Origin of the sequence: Brevibacillus borstelensis, assembly GCF_037834415.1 — a bacterium.
Taxonomy (GTDB): domain Bacteria; phylum Bacillota; class Bacilli; order Brevibacillales; family Brevibacillaceae; genus Brevibacillus; species Brevibacillus borstelensis_A.
Map to the genome: position 1 here is coordinate 52,160 of NZ_JAUMSJ010000002.1, position 21,917 is coordinate 74,076.

The 21,917-nt window shown below is 47.4% G+C and carries 22 protein-coding genes; 1 reads left to right on the forward strand and 21 read right to left on the reverse strand.

What is annotated here, in order from left to right; translation table 11 throughout:
- Positions 1-4: 4 nt before the first annotated feature.
- Entirely contained in the window at positions 5-802 is a 798-nt protein-coding gene (locus Q3F21_RS02115) for an OmpA/MotB family protein (protein ID WP_340249688.1), read from the reverse strand.
- Positions 795-1,604 (reverse strand): motility protein A, encoded by an 810-nt coding sequence (locus tag Q3F21_RS02120; RefSeq protein ID WP_340249690.1) that lies wholly within the window; start codon positions 1,602-1,604, stop codon positions 795-797. Before Q3F21_RS02120 ends, Q3F21_RS02115 begins: the two co-directional genes overlap by 8 nt.
- Positions 1,605-1,731: 127 nt before the next feature.
- Between Q3F21_RS02120 and Q3F21_RS02125 the strand changes: the two genes are divergently transcribed.
- Positions 1,732-1,938 carry a polyribonucleotide nucleotidyltransferase gene (locus Q3F21_RS02125; protein WP_340249692.1) on the forward strand — a complete coding sequence of 69 codons (207 nt, stop codon included), beginning with the start codon at positions 1,732-1,734 and terminating at the stop codon, positions 1,936-1,938.
- A 76-nt stretch (positions 1,939-2,014) separates the two neighbouring features.
- On the opposite strand, the gene Q3F21_RS02130 is transcribed toward Q3F21_RS02125, so the two are convergent.
- From Q3F21_RS02130 to Q3F21_RS02220, 19 genes are all read right to left on the reverse strand, one after another.
- A complete protein-coding gene (locus Q3F21_RS02130; RefSeq protein WP_340249694.1) occupies positions 2,015-3,433 on the reverse strand; it encodes a serine hydrolase domain-containing protein in 1,419 nt (472 codons plus the stop codon).
- Positions 3,434-3,515: 82 nt separating this feature from the next.
- The gene (locus Q3F21_RS02135; RefSeq protein WP_340249696.1) at positions 3,516-5,156 is read right to left on the reverse strand and encodes an ABC transporter substrate-binding protein; all 1,641 of its coding nucleotides are present in this window, start codon (positions 5,154-5,156) and stop codon (positions 3,516-3,518) included.
- A gap of 453 nt (positions 5,157-5,609) precedes the next feature.
- Positions 5,610-6,047, reverse strand: a complete 438-nt coding sequence (locus Q3F21_RS02140; RefSeq protein WP_340249698.1) for a YaaR family protein — start codon at positions 6,045-6,047, stop codon at positions 5,610-5,612.
- 45 nt (positions 6,048-6,092) lie between these two features.
- Positions 6,093-6,395 carry an EscU/YscU/HrcU family type III secretion system export apparatus switch protein gene (locus Q3F21_RS02145; protein WP_340249700.1) on the reverse strand — a complete coding sequence of 101 codons (303 nt, stop codon included), beginning with the start codon at positions 6,393-6,395 and terminating at the stop codon, positions 6,093-6,095.
- Positions 6,392-8,635 (reverse strand): hypothetical protein, encoded by a 2,244-nt coding sequence (locus Q3F21_RS02150; protein ID WP_340249702.1) that lies wholly within the window; start codon positions 8,633-8,635, stop codon positions 6,392-6,394. Before Q3F21_RS02150 ends, Q3F21_RS02145 begins: the two co-directional genes overlap by 4 nt.
- A 290-nt stretch (positions 8,636-8,925) precedes the next feature.
- Positions 8,926-10,152, reverse strand: a complete 1,227-nt coding sequence (locus Q3F21_RS02155) for an acyl-CoA reductase (protein WP_340249704.1) — start codon at positions 10,150-10,152, stop codon at positions 8,926-8,928.
- A 13-nt stretch (positions 10,153-10,165) separates the two neighbouring features.
- The gene (locus Q3F21_RS02160) at positions 10,166-11,236 is read right to left on the reverse strand and encodes an acyl-protein synthetase (protein WP_340249707.1); all 1,071 of its coding nucleotides are present in this window, start codon (positions 11,234-11,236) and stop codon (positions 10,166-10,168) included.
- Positions 11,233-12,585, reverse strand: a complete 1,353-nt coding sequence (locus Q3F21_RS02165; protein WP_340249709.1) for an AMP-binding protein — start codon at positions 12,583-12,585, stop codon at positions 11,233-11,235. The genes Q3F21_RS02160 and Q3F21_RS02165 overlap by 4 nt, the downstream gene beginning before the upstream one ends.
- Positions 12,585-13,334, reverse strand: a complete 750-nt coding sequence (locus Q3F21_RS02170; RefSeq protein ID WP_340249711.1) for a glucose 1-dehydrogenase — start codon at positions 13,332-13,334, stop codon at positions 12,585-12,587. Before Q3F21_RS02170 ends, Q3F21_RS02165 begins: the two co-directional genes overlap by 1 nt.
- A complete protein-coding gene (locus Q3F21_RS02175; RefSeq protein ID WP_340249713.1) occupies positions 13,331-13,573 on the reverse strand; it encodes an acyl carrier protein in 243 nt (80 codons plus the stop codon). Before Q3F21_RS02175 ends, Q3F21_RS02170 begins: the two co-directional genes overlap by 4 nt.
- Before the next feature lie 15 nt (positions 13,574-13,588).
- Entirely contained in the window at positions 13,589-14,701 is a 1,113-nt protein-coding gene (locus tag Q3F21_RS02180) for a hypothetical protein (RefSeq protein WP_340249715.1), read from the reverse strand.
- Positions 14,692-15,591: a polysaccharide deacetylase family protein gene (locus tag Q3F21_RS02185; RefSeq protein WP_340249717.1), complete on the reverse strand. Its 900-nt coding sequence runs from the start codon at positions 15,589-15,591 to the stop codon at positions 14,692-14,694. Before Q3F21_RS02185 ends, Q3F21_RS02180 begins: the two co-directional genes overlap by 10 nt.
- A gap of 615 nt (positions 15,592-16,206) precedes the next feature.
- Positions 16,207-16,566: a flagellar protein FliT gene (locus Q3F21_RS02190; RefSeq protein WP_340249719.1), complete on the reverse strand. Its 360-nt coding sequence runs from the start codon at positions 16,564-16,566 to the stop codon at positions 16,207-16,209.
- Between the two features lie 11 nt (positions 16,567-16,577).
- Entirely contained in the window at positions 16,578-16,955 is a 378-nt protein-coding gene (gene fliS / locus Q3F21_RS02195; protein ID WP_340249721.1) for a flagellar export chaperone FliS, read from the reverse strand.
- A 15-nt stretch (positions 16,956-16,970) separates the two neighbouring features.
- Complete coding sequence (fliD, locus tag Q3F21_RS02200; protein ID WP_340249723.1) at positions 16,971-18,512, reverse strand: flagellar filament capping protein FliD; 1,542 nt, start codon at positions 18,510-18,512, stop codon at positions 16,971-16,973.
- Positions 18,513-18,523: 11 nt separating this feature from the next.
- Positions 18,524-18,865, reverse strand: coding sequence for a flagellar protein FlaG (flaG, locus tag Q3F21_RS02205; protein ID WP_340249725.1), 342 nt, complete (start codon positions 18,863-18,865; stop codon positions 18,524-18,526).
- Positions 18,866-18,912: 47 nt separating this feature from the next.
- Positions 18,913-19,917 (reverse strand): Gfo/Idh/MocA family protein, encoded by a 1,005-nt coding sequence (locus tag Q3F21_RS02210; protein WP_340249727.1) that lies wholly within the window; start codon positions 19,915-19,917, stop codon positions 18,913-18,915.
- 14 nt (positions 19,918-19,931) lie between these two features.
- Entirely contained in the window at positions 19,932-20,954 is a 1,023-nt protein-coding gene (locus Q3F21_RS02215) for a Gfo/Idh/MocA family protein (protein ID WP_340249729.1), read from the reverse strand.
- Positions 20,951-21,895 carry an SGNH/GDSL hydrolase family protein gene (locus Q3F21_RS02220; RefSeq protein WP_340249731.1) on the reverse strand — a complete coding sequence of 315 codons (945 nt, stop codon included), beginning with the start codon at positions 21,893-21,895 and terminating at the stop codon, positions 20,951-20,953. The genes Q3F21_RS02215 and Q3F21_RS02220 overlap by 4 nt, the downstream gene beginning before the upstream one ends.
- Positions 21,896-21,917 lie beyond the last annotated feature (22 nt).

The following is a 21,917-nucleotide window of genomic DNA, read 5'->3' on the forward strand; positions in this document are numbered from 1 at the left end:
TTATTTATTGGCTCTTGTCAGCCAAAATGACAATTTCTACACGGCGATTTCGACTTCGATTTTCAGGAGATGTGTTATCAACCAACGGCTTGTACTCTCCCCAACCGGCAACGGTGAATCGCTCTGCGGCCAGGCCGTGCCCGTCCACCATCTCCCGCATGACTGCAATCGCGCGGGCGGAGGACAGCTCCCAGTTGGACCGGAAGGAGCTGCGGGTGATCGGTACGTCGTCCGTATAGCCTTCAATACGGACCTGATAGGAAAAACGCTCCAGGACCTGTGCGACATGATCGACCACCTGCTTGCCATCCTCCCTGAGTTCCGCGGAGCCGCTGGAAAAGAGAATGTTTTCCGGCAGGCGGACCCTCAAACCTTCCTCCGTCTCCTCATAGTCGATGTTCTGCTCCTCCAAGGCTGAGGAGAGCGCTGTGCGCACGGTATCCATATCCCGGTCGCTCTTGTCCTCCAGATCCACCGGAACGGCCGGTTTGGGCACCGTCTCCCCTGTCTCTCCGTTCACGGCGGCCTCCAGCGCCCCGCGTCTCGCTTCCAGCTCGTGGACCTGGCGCTGCAGCTCCAGCTTCTGTATGTTCAGCAAGTCGATGCTTTCGTGTACTTCTTTCAGATTTGCCTGCTGCTTTGCCTCCTCCTGCTTGATTTCCTGCATGTCTGTCTTCAGCTTGGCCGAATGGGCCGCAGCGACGATGAGGATAATCACGAACAGCAGGGTAAACAAGTCGCTGTAGCTGATCAGCCAGCTTTTTTCCAGCTCTTTTTCGTCGTACAAGCGATCGTCATGCATGGAGATCCTGCCTTTCAATCGTCCCTTTCATGCTTCCAGGGGTTTTAATGAGGACGAGCTTTTTGTCTCCGGGCAAAAACGAGTTCAGTTTTTCAAACAGCACGCGCGGCGTCTCCATCCGCTGAAGGCCAATGCAGCCCTCCAGGTAAAGCCGCTTCTCGAACATTTCCTGATCAACCAGGTCCATCAGCCGGTAGTAGCACGGCAGGGCAAACATGTTGGCCAAGAGAGCCCCGTACAGCGTCGCTACGACCGCCGAGCTAAGGCTGTAGCCCGTCCGGGTCAAATCATTCAGCGTCTCCAAAACACCCGTCATCCCGAGCAGCGTTCCCACCAAACCCATGCCGGGCGCCAAAAGGCTGACCAGGCGGAAAAAGCCTGCCGCCTGCTGGTAGCGATGCTGCTCGCCTTTCAGCTCGTTTTCCAGGATCAGGCGAAGCTCCTCCTCCGGTACACCTTCGATGGCGAGCAGGCTGCCGCGGCGGACGAAGGAATCCTTTTCATTTTGCAGCTCTTTTTCCAGCTCCAGATAGCCTTGCTCTTTTTGAACAAGCGCGTAGTAATAAAACCGCTTGATCGTTTCTTCCACGTTGCCCTCCCGTCCGTGGATCAGCAGACGGATCGTTTTGCGCACCTCCAGATGCTTGCGCTTGATCGCGTACGAGATGAGCACAGACAAGCCGACCAGCTCGATGGCTGTCAGGTTCAACAGATCGGACAGGTTTCCTTTCAAGTAAACCGCATGTGTAAAAATAAGCACTACTGCCCCTACCAACAGGAGCGAGCGTCGTTTCGTCGACAAAACCTGTCACCTTCCCGCTTGCTTTCTTCACTTCCTTTATCGGAAATGTTCAGTTTGATTATAATACCAAAGCCGTTCCAAGCCGATAAAAAAGTGAAGGAGCAGTAATAAAAGGAGGGAAACATCCGTGGACATCAATTCCATTATGGGCGCGCAGCTAGCCCAGCTGAAGCACACCGTCAGCCTCAGCGTCATGAAAATGGCGCAGAACACGATGGCGGCAGGGGCAACTGCCATGATCGAGGACTTTGCAAACGCGCAGCAAAGCGTGCAGCAAGCAGCCCAGGCAGCGCCTCATCCGACAGCGGGAAAAACCATCGACATTAGCGTATAAGAATACGAAACGGACGCAGGGGTTTGACCCGCGTCCGTGTTTTTTTTACGTGTGCAATTGGCGTGGAGGCAAAGGGTCATTGCGCTTTCTTCCGCAACTGACGTTTGGCGTACACGGCCCGGTGAACCGTGCCCTCTTCATTTCGGAGGAACAGCACCGGGATATTCACGCCTCTGCGGTGAAAGACGAACAAATCATTACCGGCCGCCCGAAGCGTATAGGTCGTGCCGTCCATTGTCATCGAGCACACCCCGTCTTTTGCTTCCACACTCATTTCCATCCATTCCTGGCAGGTATACTCTCCCGCGTAATCGACGAGCCTTTCCTCCGTCAGCGGCTGGTCCGCAAAGGCAAACAACGGGGTCTCAAGCGGCCTGCCCATGAGCAGGTTCAGCGCCCCTACGGCAATCTCGCGCACTTCCACGCCGTCGACATTGGTCAGGACAACCCCTGTGATGCCCTTTTCCGGCAGCGCAAAAATTTGCGAGCTGACCCCTTTCAGCGATCCTCCGTGATCGATCAGCTTCCCGCCTGCGAAGTCGGGCACGATCTGCAGGCCGTACCCGTAGTGCCAGCAAGCGTCGCATTTCACATGAGCAGCCGTCATGCTGGCGACGCTTTCCGGAGAAAGGATGCGGGCCCCTTTTGCGTTTCCTCCCGTGCGGAAAATGTCCAGATACCCCAGCAGATCAGCCACGCTCGACTTCAGGAAGCCTGCGGCCCTCATCGCCGGGGCATCGTGCAGAACAGGGGCGTGGAAGACCTCGTCCGCTCCGTTCCGCGTCTTGCGCGTGAACAGCTCCGCTACGTCCGCATGTGCCGCCAGCTCTTCCGGAGTAAACACGCTATGAGTCATCCCTGCCGGGGCCAAGATGTGTTCCGCGACATACTGTTCATAGGACATGCCGCTGACGCGCTCCACGATAGCCCCCAACAGCCCGTACACATCGTTGTTGTAGCTGAACGCCTCTCCTGGCCGCCCCAGAACCTCCTCCGGAAACGAGCCGATTTGCTCCATCAGTTCCTCGTACGTATCGACGACAGGGATCGACTCGTTTACACTCTCCGGCTCTGTCTCGAGAACCGCAGGGTCTTGTTCCATCGAACGCTTCATGGCGGATGTCAAAAAGGGCAGCGGCGGCATACCCGGCGTATGGGTCATAAAGTGATGAATCGTCACATCCCGCGTGAATTGGTCCTGCGGCATTCGAAACTCCGGCAGATAGCTCACGACAGGATCGTGAACGGACAGCTTGCCAGCCTCCTGCAATTTCATGATGGCCATACAGGTAAATGACTTGGTCACGGAAGCGATGCCAAAAATCGTATCCGGCGTGATCGGATGCCGCCTTTCCACATCGCGAAAGCCGAACGAGCCAAAATAGACCAGCTCGCCGTCCTTGCATATTCCGATCGCGCCTCCGGGCACCTGCGCTTGCTCCATGCGAGCCTGTGCGAACGGTTCAAACACCTCTTTCCATTCCCGGTGATTCATTTCGAAAACCCCCTTCCCGAACTTCTCTTGAATGCGACTTTTGCTTATTGGAAATATTTCTCTGGCGCAGCTGCCTATACCTCTATTCCTTGTAACCCCACTTCATGTCGATGTAACCGAGCGGGTCTACGGTTACGCCTTTCAGCTTGTCATTTTGTACCCAGACGTTCACATTGCTGTACAGCCCGGTGACCGGCATCTCGTTCATGAGGATGGACTCGGCTTCCTGCAAGAGCTGGTTTCGCTTCGCTTCATCCGCTTCCTTGTGGGAGCGGTTGATCAGGTCGTTGTAGGCCTCGCTGTGCCACAATGTACAGTTGTTGTCGCTGTGCTTTTCCATCAACAGCTCGAGGAAATTGACAGAGTCGTTGTAATCAGCCGTCCACGCTGTTACCGAGATCATGTATTTGCCCTGGGCCTGCTCGTCAAACATCACGTTCATGTCCTTGTTGATCAGCTTCACTTCGATGCCAAGCGTTTTTCTCCACTGAGCCTGCAAAGCCTCGGCAATTTTCTTCTGGGCGTCGGAATTAAAATACAGGTACGTAATTTCCGGCAGCTTTTCGATCCCCAGCTCCTTCATTCCTTCCGCCAAAAGCTGCTTGGCCGTGTCCGCATCGTTGTCCTTGAAATAGCCGTCCGGCTTCAACGAAGCAGACTGTGGCACCAGCCCCGTCAGAGCTGTCTGTCCACCCTGCAAAATATTGTCTACGATCTCCTGGCGATTGATGGCGTACGCAAACGCTTTGCGGATCTTTTCGTTGGTAAACGGCGCCTGCTCCGTCTGGAACAGCAGGTAGTAGGACTGCGCCTTTTGCATGGATTGCAGCTTGCCTTCTTCTTTCATCGCCGGAATCGCGTCTACCGGCAGGCTGCTGATCGGTCCGCCAGCCCAATCCAGTTCGCCCTGGTTAAACATCTCCAGCTCGGTATTGGCGTCCTCTACCATCGAGAACTCAACCTTGCTCAGTTTGACGGCATCCTTGTCCCAGTAATGCTCGTTTTTCACCAGAACAATTTTGCTCTTGTGCTCCCAGGTCTCGATTTTGAAAGGACCGTTGGTGACGAGTGTGGCAGCTTCATTGGCCCACTTCTCGTTTCCTTCGACAACTTTCTCGTTTACAGGATAATAGAAGGTGGCCAGCGTCAAAAAGTACGGAGTCGGATTCTCCAGCCGCACTTCGATCGTTTTGTCATCGATGACCTTGATGCCCACATCCTCTTTCTTTGCTTTCCCCAGGTTAAAGGCCTTTGCATTGACGATGGGGTAGTATTTGTATGCGGAGCTGCTGGCCGTCTTCGGGTCCAGCGTACGGAACCAGGCGTAAGCAAAATCCTTGGCCGTCAGCGGATCGCCATTGGACCATTTCGACTCTCGCAGCGTAAAGGTATACGTCTTTTTGTCATCCGAAATCTTGATATCGGATGCGACGGAATTGACCGGCTTGCCATCCTTGTCCAGGCGGACCAAGGCGTCGTAGATCGCCCGGATGTAGGCGCCTGAAGCTACGTCGTTGGAAAGCCCCGCATCCAGCGTTTTCGGCTCACGGCCATTCATCTGCAGGATTTGTTCGGATTCGGTTCCGCTCCCCGCCTCTTGCTTTGGCCCGGACGCTTCCGGCTGTTGCGCTGTTCCGGCCGGCGCCGACGGACTGCTGCTGCACCCGACCAGTGCGCCGATCAGGAGAAGTGCGGAGAACAAGGAAAAAAAGCTTTTTTTCATCAGATGGACCCCTCCGTATTTTTGATTTTTTTAAATTATCTTGCAATTTTTATGCCATCTGAAGCAGCCTTGTTTCTCGCAAGCTGATTTTTACCGCTATTCAATGATGAATACAGGTATAGGCAAAGATGGAATAGGCTTCTTCCATACTAAGTTCTGTTCTTATTCAATTTGTAATAGCATTATTCTAAATTGAATAGGTTGGCTTGATGATAAATGAGAGGAGCCAGAATGTCGCAATGGTTTGACTTCAGCTGATCTGGAAATATAGAAAAACCAACCTTTCCTTTCTTGCAAGCAAGGTTGGTTTAAAGCGGCTTGTCGCCTTCGTTCTTGGAGCCGCGACTCGCGACATTTTTTCGCTGCCTGTTTGAAATGGGCGCTGCTGAACAGATCACGAGCACCCCCTGCTGAGGGACCAGCCAGATCCCTCATCTTTACATATCGGAGCTACTACGCATACGTGTTTATTAGTAAACCTTTGATCTCTCCAACGCGTTCCAAAATACGCAAACCCGGCTCCTGATTTTTCAAGACGGAATCCGTCAGCTCAAGCAGCTTCTTGTCCACTTCCTTGACAATCTTGAAAATACGGGACCGTCCTCGCCGATTATAGCCATGCTGCTCCTCGAGGCTCAGTCCGTTTTTCACTGCGTCGTCGAGAAAGCTTTTTACCAGTGATTTAAACTTCCGGAGATCGCCTACAGTGCGTGTATCCGCAAGAATTTTTCCCTGTTCTTCGATTTCTGAAATCATTTTCTGAAGCCGTTCGGTATTCAATTGTTGCCGGCCCTTGTTCATCAGCTCCGAAAACGCCACGCGATCCGCTGGTACATCCTGCTTGGATTTTCGTTGTTCAACGGATATTTGCCCGATCTTGTTTACTTCCATTTTTATATCCGTACCTTTCTGTCAGCATCTGGTCTGTCTCGCCCATTATCGTTGATTATACCTTTCCATTTCCTCGATGAGCAAAAGAATCTCTGCCACCACCGAATACAATTGCGGGGGAATATTTTCCCCGAGGTCCATATCGATCAAATTCTTTACGAGCAAAGAATCCTCCTGGAGAGGGATATCGTTGTCTTTTGCCATCGAGATGATCTTTTCAGCCAGGTGACCTCTTCCTTGCGCGATGACGGTAGGAACGAAATCCTTTTCTTGATCATAGCGTATAACCGCAGCCATCGGGCCATTTATAGCTTGTCTCTGCTTTTGATTGAAAGACTTGCGAATCATATTTTTAAATCAAACCCTTTCGCTGCTGGGTTGGACTCGCTTGGCTGCGTGGCGTTTGCAGCGGCATCTGGCACTGGCGGCAATTGCTCTTCTTTTTTCTGCTCGGTAAACTTGGCAAATGACACCCCTACGATATTGTAACCGATCTCAGCCAAATTTTCCTTGCATGCGGCTACAAGCGAATCCAGACGCTCCCGAATTTGCGGCTGATCGTTTTTAATCGTGATGGACAAGTTCCGCTCCACAGCTGTAATGTGAATACCTGTTGGGCCCAGCTTTTTTGTCTCGATCAAAAAATACAGACTGCAGTTTTCCCAATCTACTTTTTGGCCCTCATTTTTTGAATTGACGTACAGCTTTACATTCTCGAGCCCATTTTGAAGCAGAAGCGGCAGCTGCATAAACATGCTTTGGGGCTGGTTGCCCGCATCCGGCTTGCTCAGCAGCTGCTGGCCCGTAATGTTTTGCAGCGCTTGCTCCACCGCTTGACCGCCATTGGTGGAGGCCGTGCCTTTTTCGCCTGTTTTGGCGAGCTGCAGGAGCGCTGCCTTCAGGTTCTGGTGAAGATTCTCCTGGCCCTGGCCCCGTTCTCCCGGATGACGATCTGTTAGCGACTGTGCCAGCTCACTTTCATAATTCAATCCGAGCGAACGGACAAATTCAAACGTGTTGCGGGCAGAGGGCGGATGATTTTGAAAATGCTGGGCTGCCTCCGCGATCTGGGGAAACAGGCGGGACGCATGCGGCACTTTGTCCGCAAAAATGCTTTGACCAGTCGCAAAATGCTGGATCCTGACATCGGACGGCCTCCAGTTTAGCGCGTCCAGCTTTGCCTGGACCCCTTTTAATACCACTGCCGCCTGAGCGTTTTCCCCTTTAGCCAGGAACCTTCTGGCTTCGGCCAATTCGCCGCTGGCTTTTATCAGCTGCTTTTCTGTCTCCATATCCGTCAGCATCATCATTTCGCTTTTCAAAATCGCTTTGTCAAGCTGATCGATGGTTGCTTCCAAAAGCGGTTTGACTCCGGCCGAAATGTTCCCTTTATTTGTTTCCGCAACTTGTAGCATATGGTCGATGTTTCGGACGATCTCCCTTTTCACGCTTTGGAAGTTCGCTGCCGCCTGACTCAGCTTTTGCGTAATTTCCGTCACGACCAAATCCTTTGTGGTCAGGAATGAGGCCATTTGCAGCTCGGCCTGATCATCGTACACCAATCCCGCCCCGGAGGCAGGACCATCCGCTTCCAGCGGCAACGGAGCATTCCCGAACAAAGCGTCTCCCGCCTGATCCAGCGTTTTGAGCATTTGTTCCCTCCCCAGCCGGTCCCAGCCTATTTTCTCCAGGGAGACAGCCTGGACAAGCACGTTTTCAACCGCTTCCGCCGCCTCGCGGTTTACCTGGGGAAGAGTGCGGAACTGCTCGCGAAACTTCAAAAGCACCTGCTCCAGAGAGCTTTCTTGTTTTACCATTTCCTTGAGCTTTGCGAGAAGCTCCGCCGGGTTTGCTGTGAAAACCGCTGCTTCAGGCATTCCGCCAAGCGCGGGGCTTTGTCCCGCTAACAGCAGACCTGGCGTCAAGGAGCCGTCCGCATCGTTTAGCTGAGCAAATGCTTTCATGAGCAGAAGACGGGCTTCCCCCTCTTTTCCCGACTGCTGCAGCTGTACCGCTTCATGCAGAACTTTCCCCAGCTTCTCCGCCAGCTCGGCATTTACCTTCGGGCTATTGGCAATTTGCTCGCGAATTTTTTGCACAGTCTTTTCGAAGTCCGATCTCTTTTCGCTAAATGAGCTTTCTTGAAATTCCGTCGCTGTATCCGAACTCGTTGCACTGTTTTGGGCCAGTTCATTCAGAGCTCCGGTCAAGGGCTTTCCGTGCAGCGCTTCGTGGACAGCCTTCAGCTGCCCGAGCGACACATCCAGCTTTTTATCGGCCAAGGCATGGACTGTTTCCAGCTTTTGCTCCAGGCTTCCCGGGGCTTTCCCCATGAACTCCTTTAAATCCTGAACCGCTTGCTTGTTCAGGGCAATGCCGCCATCGAGGAGAATCTTTGCGGACTGCTTCATTTCCGGCGTAGGTTCGGTTCCAAGGCCGGGCAAGACGCTGGATACGTCGGGCTGGCCGCCAGCTGTGGCAGACCGGTTGGCAAGCGATCTCCCTTGGGCTTCTCCTTTGTTTTCCTGTATTTGAACACCCATAGTGGGCTGAATTGGGTTGGCAGAGGCGGGTTGGTTCACTCTCATTGTTCATCTCTCCCTCGGGATCGCGCGCAGCTTTCTCTCTTTAGTTATCGACAGAATGCGACGGGGAGTTTACCTTTCCGGCGGTATAATTGCCATCGGCCATGACGGATATCTGATTTGAGCCAGACCAGCCAAGGCAGGACTTTTCAAATTAGTGGATGCATAAAGCCAGCCTTTTTGACCAGGCTGGCTTTGCTGAAGAAGACGAACTGATGGATTTTGGGGGTTACATCGATCTTGAAGAGGATGTTTCCACTGATGATCCGTTTCTTTGCTCCATCTTCTCCTGACTATGCTAATGTAATTTCTCTGGTGAAATGCAGAAAGAACGAAAATCCATCCCATACCGTTCCAAACTGCAACGCCTGACCAACGGGGACAACCCGACTGACCGCCGCGTTGGGTATCATGTCAATCAGTTCAATCAATTGTTCTCTGTCAAATCCAAAGTAGGTCACTGTCTGATCCTTGTCATGCAATAAATCGGGCACTTCAGTCAGCTCATTCAGGTTCCGCTCTAAAAACAGTCCGCCGCCACAGTGAATTTCCCGCATTTCTTCCGTAGTTCCAACTACTTGTACACGAAGCGGTTCATGGATGGAGGCAAGCTGCACATTCGAAGCATGCGAGTGGGTAGCGAAATAAAATGCGGTTGCCAGCCGAGTCATTCCAATCGCAACCGGATTTTCATATCCTTGTTGTTTGACAACGCTGTCCAGCTTCATCCAGAAACGATCCATGGCTACGGAACACTCTTTAGAATTTCCAATCCAATATAATTCACGGGGGGAAGAGCAGGCCATTTGTCCAAACCAAAACGCATCATTGTAAAATTGTTTGGCTAGATGGGAAAGCTCATCATCATTGCACCGCAAAACCTTCCCGGCATGGAAAATCGTTTTTGAATAACGATCAGGAAAAATGAGTTCCGTGGCATTGGTCGCCAATGGGATCGCGCGAATGGCTTTGACCGTTTGGTCCCCACCCCAGATTACTCTGGTGTGACAATGCTCAGAGAGAAACTGGGTGTATTCCTCTTCGTGATCGTATTTCAACAGCAACGTCCGCTCGGCAATCGGTTGGTATTCCTCTTTAGCCAGCAGATGATTCAATCTTTGAAGCACTATTTCCATTTGTTCATTATGTCTGCGCGACAACCTCAAAATATTTTTGTTTCCCACCAGCATCGAGAGAATCCACGAGTAAAGGAATATGGAATCAACATTTGCCGGAGCAAAATGCAGAACCGTCCCTCTAGGCTTCAAAATACGCTGGGCTGCAAATGCTTCGTATTCTTTCTTTAACTCCAACAGATGGGCTTTTCTGAACCAGTGCGCACACGCCATCAACTCCGGATATTCACGCATACTGCGATCGGAAAGTATCTGCTTGGACAATGTATCGAGAAACTGGATAGTGATCTCCGAAAAAGTGGACAAAGGTTTTGCTTGTTTTAGTTGTAGTACCCGCTCCCGCCATTGATCCGATGTGTAAACGCTCGGAGCTACAATCTGCACTGTCACTCACCTCTTAACCTTTCGAAAATGAATCGCTGCATCCGCGCGGTTCTGCCCTGGGGATACGACCGTGGACGTGGAAGTATTTTCCGTGCCGGCCGCACGGACAGTCATCCTCGCCAAGCAAAACGCCTACATCTTCTGTTAACAGACTGTGCCCCGGATAGCTTTTTGGCAAAATGCTCAATACCTGTATCAAGCCTGTCTCTCCGATTACAGCGGGCTTCAATGTTTCCGGGTTTCGAATCAGCACATCCGCGAAATCAGGTGTGTGCAAATGCCCTGCATCACATTCCATGAAAATCGAGCCTACCTGCTCGACCATTCCATAATAGTTGTATACGCGGCCGATGCCAAAATACTCATAGAGCAATCGTTTAAATGTTTCATTGTCAACTGCCTGCTCCTGCAGTTTTTTCCAGCCGCCACCGTGTATCAGTACGCTTCCAGACAAATCTATTGTCTTTCCTGATCGCCGTGAAGCTTGCAGCAAGTATTCCCAAATAATAAAGGTGAAGCCAAAGAGCAGCTTCGGTTGGCCTTCATGCTTTTCCAAAAACAAGCGAAGCTTCTCCCAATCGATATTCATTTCACTGTCGAGCAGGTAGAAATGATTTCTCCCAAACTGAGAAAATCCGATCGTTCCCGCTGTTCGAGCGCTAAACTTCATGCGATTTTTCATAATGTCAGTATCGACGATAATCATGGGAAGCCGTTGCGTGCCCAGAAAATCTCTTACGATCACATTGAGCGCGCGCGACTGCAATTGCGCTGTCGCCTGATCGATAAAGATTTGCGATACTTGTTGGCCTGTCGTCCCGCTGGATGTGAGAACTTTGTAATGTTCTTCCTGCGGGATCGAATACAGCGGCAGCATTTTAAAAAGCTGAACGGGCAAAAACGGTACGTCTTCTAGCTTACTTGCCGAAGGATCGGTGCCAGTTTTGTGCAGAATCTGCTGATATGGGTGACAATTTTCGGAATGAAAACAAGTGAGCTGATTCAGTTCGTGTAAAAGAATCGAGGTTTTTCTTTCCTTTTCCAAACGATATGGATTGTCCTGGGTAAGCAATTGTTCTATCATGCGTCTACCTCTTCTTTTAACCTGGCATAATCAATTTTGCCGTTAGGCAGGACGGGAAATTGCCGGAAAAAGTGAACCTTCAGTCCGGAATGGTGGATCTTGTACATTTCTTGTACCTTCACAATCGCTTTACGCAAGAGATCCTGGTCGTCTTCTCCCTCAATCAAAATAACCAACCGGTCATCATCACCAGTACAAGCCACGGGAAGCGAAAACGATTTCTCCAGCATTTTCTCAACATCGTCCAGGTTGACCCGCAGCCCGAACAATTTAATAAAGCGCTTTTTGCGCCCGATGATGGTGTAGAAGCCGTCATCATCTACCTCGGCCAGATCTCCCGTACGCAAAATGCCGTGGAGTTCATCGCCCTTTTTCAGATCTTCGCGGCTATGGGCATACCCGAGCATCACATTTGGTCCCTGATAGACCAGTTCGGAAGTTTCCTTGTCCAAGGCGAGATGACCTCCGGGGATCGGCACGCCAATCGTCCCTTTTTTATTCGCCAAGCTTTCATAGGGAATATAACTGATCCGCGCTGTCGCCTCCGTTTGTCCGTACATGACCACAAACTTATGACCGTTTTTTTCGGCAACATCGTGGAAATACTCCGCCAGATCAATTGGCAAACGTCCTCCTGCTTGCGTAAAGTAGCGGAGCGAGGGCAGCGTCATCCGGTCGAAGCGAAGCCGGTGCAGCATCTTGTAGGTGTGTGGTACTCCTGCAAACGATGTCACCGAGAACTTGTGAAAGCTGTCCCAAAAACTTTTTGAAATGACCCCTTGATTGGTCAACACGATGGACGCCCGCTTTGTCAAATGGCTGTTGATGACCGACAACCCATACGAATAAGCCATCGGCAATGAAGTAATCGGCCGTTCACTCCGGTCAATTTGCAAGTACTTTGCGATGGATTCCGCATTGGCCTGCAAGTTTCCATAGGACAGGCGCACCAGCTTGCTTCCGCCTGTCGTTCCGGATGTGCTTAGCAGTACTGCCAAATCCGGATGTATATCCAACGATTCCGCGACGTTTCTTTTGCAAAAGCCTTCTTCCGTGAAGACCCAGTTTGGCTGGAATGTCTGGACAAGCTGCTCTTTCAATTCATCGTTCAGACCGGCGTTGAGCAGTAAGACTGCGTCACGTTTCTGAAGAGCGGCCAAATAAGCAATGATCGATTCCGGCGAATTATCGCAATAAAGAAAACCGAGACTTTTTCTTTCAGAATAAGACGAAAGAAGATGGACAGCTTCTTCCACCTTCTCTTGGACTGCTTGGAACGTCAGTATTTGATCTTTTTCCGAGTCAATGAGCAAAATAGCGTCATCGTCAGCAGGAATATCCCAAAACATCAGATCGTCATCCCTCCGTCGACACCGATCACTTGTCCAGTCACGTAGCTGGACAAGTCCGAACAGAGATACAAAGCGGTGTTCGCTACGTCCTCCGGGGTCCCTATCCGTTTCATTTTTATGCTTTCCATGCGTTCGGCAAATTTGTTTTCGGGGATGCTTCTGGCCATTTCAGTATCAATAAAACCGGGGGCGATCGCATTGACCCTGATATTGTAGGGAGCTAACTCTTTTGCTGCTGATTTCGTTGCCCCGATGACTCCCGCTTTGCTTGCGCCGTATACGACTTGTCCCTCGTTGCCGTTCATTCCGATTATCGAGCTTATGTTTACAATGCTGCCGTTCTTTTGGCGGGTCATGAAGCGGGAAGCAAATTGCATATGATAGATCATCGCTGTAAGATTTGTATCGAACGTCTCCTCGATCATCTTTGCATCGATCATACCCAGAAGCCGATCCTGAAGAATTCCAGCGTTATTGACAAGGGCATCCAAACGACCAAAATCAGTTTTAATCTTTGTAAATGTTTCTTTTATTTTATCCTTGTCCCGAACATCATAAGGAGCAACAATTACTTGAACGGAATACGTCTCCATCAATTCTTGTTGCAAAATCGTTAATGTTTCTTCATTACGCCCGTTTATGACAAGATGTGAGCCGTTTTTAGCAAACGTTACAGCGATCTGTCGGCCAATTCCTTTTGTTGCCCCAGTAACCAGGATCACTTTATCATGCAACAGACCTTTCATTGGAAAGTTACCCCATATTTGACGAGAATCTCCTCAGCCTTTTGGTAAGAACTCAAATCGATGACATCCTCAGTATCCAACATGATGTCAAAGGCCTCATCTAATTGAGAGATAAGTGCCATATGCGCAAGAGAGTCCCACTCCGGGATGCTGTTATACTGCAATGCTTCGACATCGGTTTCGGGCGATAAGTTCAATGCTTCTACAAATGCTTTTTTTAATAATTCTTTGTTGGTCATTAGATGTCCCTCCAGCTAATTTGGTCGATCTTGATCGGCATCACCCTTGGTGATATACCAGGCTTGGTCATCGATCAAGCTGATCTTTTTTTGTACATCCTTGCTTACATACAGTGCTGCCATCATATGTGTAGTTTCTAAATCAATCGGTTGAAAACGCGTAGGAACCACAAGCTTATCTGACTCGCTTTTCAGTACCCGTTTAAAACCGACCGACTCCAATCCCCAGGAGCTGATCGATGAAAAGCAGTAGAAGTCGATAAACAATAGCTCGTTTTCGTTTCCTATTTCAACTACCTTATTCGCCAAACAAATGGCGCTATCCTGATCATTTGCCATAAACTCGACGAGCCGACCAATTTTCGCCTGGCCTCCAAGGATACTTTCGATACGTAACACCATGAGACCCTGGTAGTTTCCTTTATCGTCCATGCAAGTAAACAATTGATACGTAAACGAAGGATGCTGGAAATATCGCCAGTTAATGAAGGAAGCACCCCGGGCAAAACCAATGCTTCGTTTGGCAAACGTAGCCCAGTAACATGCGTTCCATCTCTCGGGATCAAATCGCCTTTCTACGTGGTAGGTTGTTTGGTTGTATACAGCTGTAATCTCCTGGTAAAAACGCAAGAACTTCACATCACCATTAAGCAACATCTCTGCTGTTTTCCTTTTTTGGAGAAGCCCTATCCAACGCGGAACATCAGGCAATACATGATATCCACCCATCCCGGTATACATTCTTGCTACATTTGAAGTAATTCCTAAATTTAATACTACCGAAGGATTCCACTTGAACATCTCACGCATAAGCAGTAATCCTGCTCCTGTATGCCGATACTCTGGTGGCACGATCCAGTTGGTTGGAGCGAACCCGAATTTCTTCATTCCTTTCACATTTAGATCAAAGGCCATCAGTCCCATCAAGCCTATTGGCCTTCCATCTAACCATGTCCCGAGAAACCCATAGTTTTCCTCACCAAATATCTCCTGACTCACCGGATTATCATAGAACATGTAATTTAGGAGCTGCTTATCCCTGCTGAGGACATGATTTTTCGCCCAAAGCGTATCAATAGATAACTGCAGCAAATCTGTCTCGTCCCGGCGAAACAATCTTACTTCCACGGAACTTCACTCCTCGGTGGTAGAGAAATACAATCGTAACGGTGAAGCCAAAAGGAATCAAGGCCGTTATTTAATCCAGGTTTTGTCGTAAAAGCTCCTACAAACCCATGATGCTCCAAAATTCCCCCAAGCTCTTTCATCATTCGTTCCGCTTGATTACCGCCACCAAATGCCGGGGTATACCATTTGGCGTCAACGCCAAGCTTTTCGCGCATAAATTGCCTGCATGGTTCAATTTCACTGTCGTAAAAAGCTTGAGCGTCCCCTATAAAAGGTCGATGATGCGTTGCATGAACGCCCAATGTCATACCGGCCTGGCGCATCTTGATAAATTCACTCTCGTTGATATAGTAGCTATTGATAAAATTCTCAAAGGAGTGAAAGACGGAAACGGCTTTCTCCTCTAAGAATTCTCTGCTTTGTTGCTCGGGTAAATGGAAGTTTAGAGCATATTTATTATAACGTCTGGGCAGGTATGTCTCATAGGAGTAATAGTTGCTCTGGCCGGGTACAGTCTCTACGTCAAATCTAGTAGATAACTCTTCCCAAATTTCTTCATCGGAATAGTACGATAAAACAGTATGAATCAGATGGAAAATAGGAACAGATCGCTCCTCAAGCGGGCCCGACATGACAGTAAAATATGCTGGGAGGCCCTTTTTCTGAAGGATTTCGAAAGCCACTTCGTATTGGTCTTTCGTACCATCATCAAATGTGAGTACACAGTAGGGCTTTTGACCATGGGGCTTCGTTAGATCATCCGGAGAAACTACCTCATATTGCTTGGTCACCCATTCGATTTGCAGTTCAAAATCTTTGGGATCAAGCGGGACAATTCCCCGAAGATTTGGTGTCTGGACATAATGGTACATAATAGCAATGTCTTTCAAGAGATTCTCCTTTCAGTTTTCCGGAGACTTTTACAGAAAGATAGGGATTATTTGAGTAAAGTTCAGAAAACTCATTTCATTATCTCATACCAAGCATGTCGTTCACGTAAACGGATGACAATTGCACTTCCAATACTCTTTCGAGAATAATATACGAAGGCCCAGTAGCAAACTTAGTGCGACGGATGCGGCATAACCTCCATTAATGCCAGGGTTTCTCCAGGGAATGTAGGATCGTTAAGTTCGTCAAAGGCAGTAATGTGCCTTTTGTTATGCGTTTCCAACACTAGCTCTAATATCATCTTCTTGCTCAGCGGGTTGTTGTGAAACCGCGAATTTTCTCCACTCGATGTCCTCCCTGCTTTTTGTCCATTTTAGGTACCCTTTGTTTAGAATAACTAAAAATCATTCTTTAGTGGATAACGCGGATAAATGCTAGAATGATGCCTCTTATAAAAATATTATCGGATAAATGGCTAATCCCTATTATAATAATATCGTTTCTGAAGGAGTCATTTTATTCATTTTTCCCACTCCTTGTAGATCCTACTTAAATAAAAAAATCTATCTCTCCGCAGGAATGTTTTCGAATCCCGTCAGGAGAGGTAGATCATTTTACTTCTTAGAGTCAAAAAAAGCTCCATATGCGCTTGGACCAGCCTCATGATAGGCGTCCACAGCCGTCTTGCTGTGCTGAATCTCTTTAAGCTTTTTTTCTACACCTTGTTTCCGTTCTAACATAACAGGTTGTATTCGCTGGTTTATGCCATCAATCTGGACTAACAACATTTTTTGGCCATCAGACAGTACTTCACCTGTCAGAATTCCTTCATCTAATTGTTTCATCAGTTTTTGCCGTTCATCTAGCAGCAACAGCCACTCATCTGGCTCACTGTCACTATTTGACACGGTTTGCTCCAACTGAGTTGTCAGTTGGAGCATCTGTTTTACAATTGCATCCATATCCATCGCCATGCTAATGCTCCTTAACCCTGCTTTTTTGCCAACAGCATGGCTTCTTTCCAGGTGTCCCGGAATTGGACAAAGTAGTCTTCCACTTCTGTTAATATGGAAGCGTCCTTGCGCATATTAGCCTCAATCGTCCGCTGAAGCATGTACTCGTACATCTTTGCAAGTTCTTTGGAAATAGGATAGTCCTGGTTTAATGTTGAAAGCAGTTCGTACAAGATATTTTGTACTTTCAGGCAAAATTCGTGAGCTTTTATTACATTCTTCTCTTCCATGGCACTTTTTGCTTGCTTGATAAATTTGATCGCGCCATTGTACAGCATCAGTGTCAATTCTCCAGGAGTAGCCGTCGTTACCTGATTGGACTGGTAGGTCTGAGCAGCATTATGTAACATCTGCATCTCTCCCTGTTATTTTTGACCAAGCATTTGCGCAAACCAGTTGCCTTGCGACTGAAACTTGGACATCGCCTTTTCCATTGCCGAAAACTGTTTCCAGTAACGGTCTTCGATCATTTTGAGACGGTCTTCCCATCGATCAATTTCCTTATCCGTATTTCTGATGCTGCGACTGATAACACTGTCGTCAAACGTTACCGTTGAGCTGCCGGCTTCTTTTGTCACTTTATCCATTACTTTGGTAAGTTGGGAATAGAGACGCTCGGCGATACCGCTTTCGTTGAATTTAGTCCCAGGGTCTTCACTTTTACTATGGTTCGTAAACAGCTTCAGTACATCTTCCCCATGATTACTAATCGCTTCACGCAACTTTGTTTCATTTATATGAAGCTTTCCGTTCTCTTGATAAGCATATTTGCCGCTCGGTGGACCGCCAATGCCGATTTCAGACAAGGTATCAAATTTCTCATTGACACCGTTCCCCTTCAAAGGCGCGCTAATGGCATAACGCATTTGATCCAGGCCTGATTTCAAAATCGGGTCACGCAACAAAATACCGCTCTTGGCCATTGCCTCCAGCTTTTCTGCCGTTTTTTCCGGCAATGCTTCCTTCTCTTCGTCCAGCAGCGGTTTGTAGCTTCTGTATCTGGGTTCAGAAATTTTTGCATTGATCTTTTCTATCACTTCATTGTATTTGTCCACAAACCCTTTAATCTGGTTGAAAATGGCATCCTCGTCGGTTTTTGTATTAATGTTGACCGGAGAACCGCCATTATCTCCCTTAATGGTAAAGTCGATCCCGTCAAACGACACCACATTGGTGGTCATTTCAAGTTTTATTCCATTAATGTATACGACGCCTTTTTCCCCCTCGGTGCGCAAGGAGGAATCCACACTGCCGCTAATCTTCAGTTTGCCGCTGGTCTCACCAGCATCGGCAATAAAGTTTACAGAGAAAAATTTATTGTTTCTAGTGGAGTCGCTCAGATCAATTCCGGTTAGTTCCGCTCCGGCCTTGGAAGTAAAAACCAGCGATCCATTCACTAAACTTGCTTCAATCAAAGCATTTTTATCACTTGCACTCTTTTCTGCCAGCTTTTCATTAATGGTTGAAACGGAATCATTGACATCAATTGTAATGTCTACGCCGTTAATTGTTAGAGTACCTTTTGCCCCAAGCGCGTGACTCTTGTCAGTCACATTCTCGAGTCCGATAGAAACGCCTGCCGGGCTTTCCGCTTTCGCCATTTTTTCGACCTTGACTGAGTACGTAGCGAATTGGGGAATACCCGAGACCTTGGTAGACACGACTCCGTCATTTTCCGAAAAAGCGAGCTTCTTCCTAAAGTTGGAAGAGTATCGAACGGAATCCACAGATTTTCTCAGTTCATCGAGAAGCTTGTTCATTTCACGATAGGTATCGCGCTTCCACTCGTCAGTTTGCTTTTTTCTGATCAGCCGATTGACTGGTTCTCGTTGGGCTTTCATCAAATCTTTAATCATTTTCTCTGTATCTAGCCCGGAAGCCATTCCGGTAATTCGCATGGGAGCCATCCGCAATCCTCCTACCTTTTCTCGTCTACAAGCAGTCCGATCATCTCATGTATTTTTGCTGCCATATCCATTACTTTCTTAGATGGAATTTCTCTGATTACCTCATTTGTTTGGTCGTTAATGACTTGAACATAGTATTCATTCAAGCCTTCGTGAAGTGTAAACTTAATGTGTGAGCTAGTTGTCTGCAACCACTTGTTTATACCTGAAATCTCCGATTCGATCTCGCCAAAACTATGCTGTTTATCTGGGAACGGTGGCGTTTTGTCTGCAGGCTGAGTATTGGAGTTGGTCAAGGTTGTATCAGAATACGACTTTACCTTACCATAGCCTTGGATTGAACCGACGTCCATTTACAATCCTCCTTAGGATATCTTCCTTATCATTGTTATCGGGTTTTTTAAGAAAAAGTTTTATCGCCTCTTTCATTATTTTGACCATTATTCTGAAGTGACTCCACCAGAGCGATTGTATTCACGGCATCGTGAATAGACATCTTGCCTTCATATGCTGAGTATCGATGATTGCTTATTACGTCATTTACGAAATACGTTAATTGCTCTACAAATCCCGGTTTAGCTGCTAGATCTGCTTCGTCGGGAACCAGGCGAAAAGACTCTCGTTTTCTAAACTGAACACATGCCTCTTCCAAATTGGAAAACGTTATCCGTCCATCTGGAATATACAGTTCATAGTTCCAATTACCGAGCGCATGCCAATAAGCTTGAAAGGTTACAGGTATATTTGAATCGGAAACTATTAAAGCAGAATAGCGATGATCAAAAGGTTCTACTGATTCTTTGTTAAGAAAGGCACTTACCCTCAATGGATCTCCGCAATAATAGCGGATTAGATCTATGCAGTGAATACTATTACCTTCGAAGAGCAACTCCAACTTTTCAGAAGGATATTGATTTTCTCGAAGCATGCGATAACGTTCGAACACGTCCATTCTCATGCCTAGCAGCCCTCCGGCCTCTGCAATGACGTTTTGAGCTTGTCGTACCACGCTATAAAAACGTCGGTTAAAGCCAACCATAATGCTTGTATTGTATTTTCTCGCCGACTCCGCCAGATCGTTTGCTTGTTTAATAGTAACGCCAGGTGGCTTTTCAATAAGCAAAGGAATTTTAAAGGGGATCATGCTCATCGTAGCAGAGTAAATAGAGGCAGAGGGAACAGAAATGATAATGCCATCCAGCTTTTCCCTTGCAACCATTTCACCTGCGTCGGTGTACGTCCGAGGTATCCCTAATTCATAACTTGCCCTTCTGTTGCTTTCCTGAGTACGGTTCACAGCTGCACATACCTGAATACTATATTTGCGATTTTGATTTAACCAGTCGATTGCCTGCATGTAATGGGGAGCGATAGCACCCGTTCCGATTATTCCAAGGCTTATCATATCCGTCTCCTTTATTATGTAAACGTGTACTGCCTAGAAACGGTTTCTTCATCTGTCAGCGGCAAAGTTATCGGTTTATTCCCGGCACGATGCGACTCATGTATTCCGATAATAACCTCTAGAGCCGCTACAGCGTGTTGTGGATTTTCAAAAAGTTTATCTTGCAGCATATTCAATATAAGCTCATAACTACTTTGAATAATATTTCTGTCTAAAATCCCTGACTCTATAACTTTTAATTCTGTCCCATATCTCGTAACCGGCAGGGCTCGATCTTCTATGGTTCTAGCTTCTAAAACATATGTCTTTTTCAAATCATTCATAGTAATCCGTCCGTATTTTCCATTTATCACAAGTAAGGGCGGAATACCCAAATCCTCAGTCATTTCAAAGAACATTCGTGTACCGGATTCAAAATGTAGAATGGCGTATCCGCCAGGATCTTTAAATTGTTCCCCTCGAGGATTGGGAATACCTTCGTCGTTTAAAAAGCCATATATCTGTACGACCTTCTGATCCAATAAATAGCTAACCAGATCAATGTAATGTGTCCCATTACATGCCATTTGACCCCCGCCCATCGAAAACATAACACTTTCCACGGGGCCTATCACGTTTTCTCTAATCTTTTTCCTCAATTCATAAGAACAAGCCGCCCATCTTTTTGCGTGGTTGACAGCAAACAGTATTCCGGACTCCTTGGCAATCCTGATCATTTCCCTAGCTTGAAACAGTGAGGTTGCAATCGGCTTTTCACAAATAATTCTTTTCACACCATATTCAACTGCATCTAAAAAAAGTGAATAATGGCTCGGTCCATTTGTTGCGATGATTAAGATATCTAAGACCTCTGATTTTAGCAAGTCAAGATGATTTGTATATGATGAAATCTCAAAGTCTAAAGAACGAGCTTTCAATGCTTCAATAGCTTCTTCTTTTAGGTCCATTACCGCCACTTTCACATCACCCAGAAGCTGGACGGCCTCTATGTACCTTTGACCCATCGGCCCCAATCCAATGATTCCTACTGTGGTCATCTATTCATATGCTCCTTTATCATTTCAATTAGGTTAAATAAATTAGGGTGTTGAATATGATTTAAGCGAACAAATTTTATCAACTCAGCCGTGGTGGCCCAATCTTCCATCTGAAAGGAAAGATAAATCAAATTGTACAAATTATCACCATAAAAAGGAAACAGCTCATACGATTTGAGAAAATGACGATAACTTGCCGTCATATCAGCTTCATAGTGTAGACAACCGTTCACATTTTCATAGAACGCTTTTATTCTTGGGAGCAGCAATGTACTAACTAACTGGTTACCTTGTTTGTTTAAATGATGATCATCAGGTAACAGGAAATGATTAGGGGCATGAGGAAGTACATGTGTTTCCATATCCACAAAAAAAACCTGATGGAAGTTTTCTCCGTTTTTTAATATTTGGTTATATAGAGAAATTTGCTCTAACAATCCCGGAAATTTCTGCTCCATTTTCATCGACGTTGGACAAATCCCAATTACAATCAGTTTTGTTTCCGGGCGTTTTTCTAATAATTTGAGTATTTCTCGATAATACAAATCAAACTCTCCGGCGTTAACAAGTTGCTTGCCATCTAAATCTTGTCGGAACCAACAGTCAACGATTCCTACCTGCAAAACGATTACATCTGGTTCGAAATAGAAAAGATGATCCCAAAACTGTTGAGCAATATTTTTGATGGTGGAGAAGCGCTGTGCACGGTTTGTTACCGAGATATCAGCAGATGGATACTCTGTTCTGAGTTGCTGTTCAAGCAAAAAACCATAAGTCTCTTTAAAATGTACAGCAAGCTCTTTTTCATTTATAGGGTCAAATTCTTTGATTCTATGCGGTCTTGGAAGTGCAAGAGAGTCACCAAGAATTAAGATGTTCATATTGTCACCAGACTTTTTTGTTTTTTGGGAATCACCATATACATTCTCTACAGAGATCATCTAAGATAAACGCTCTATTGGT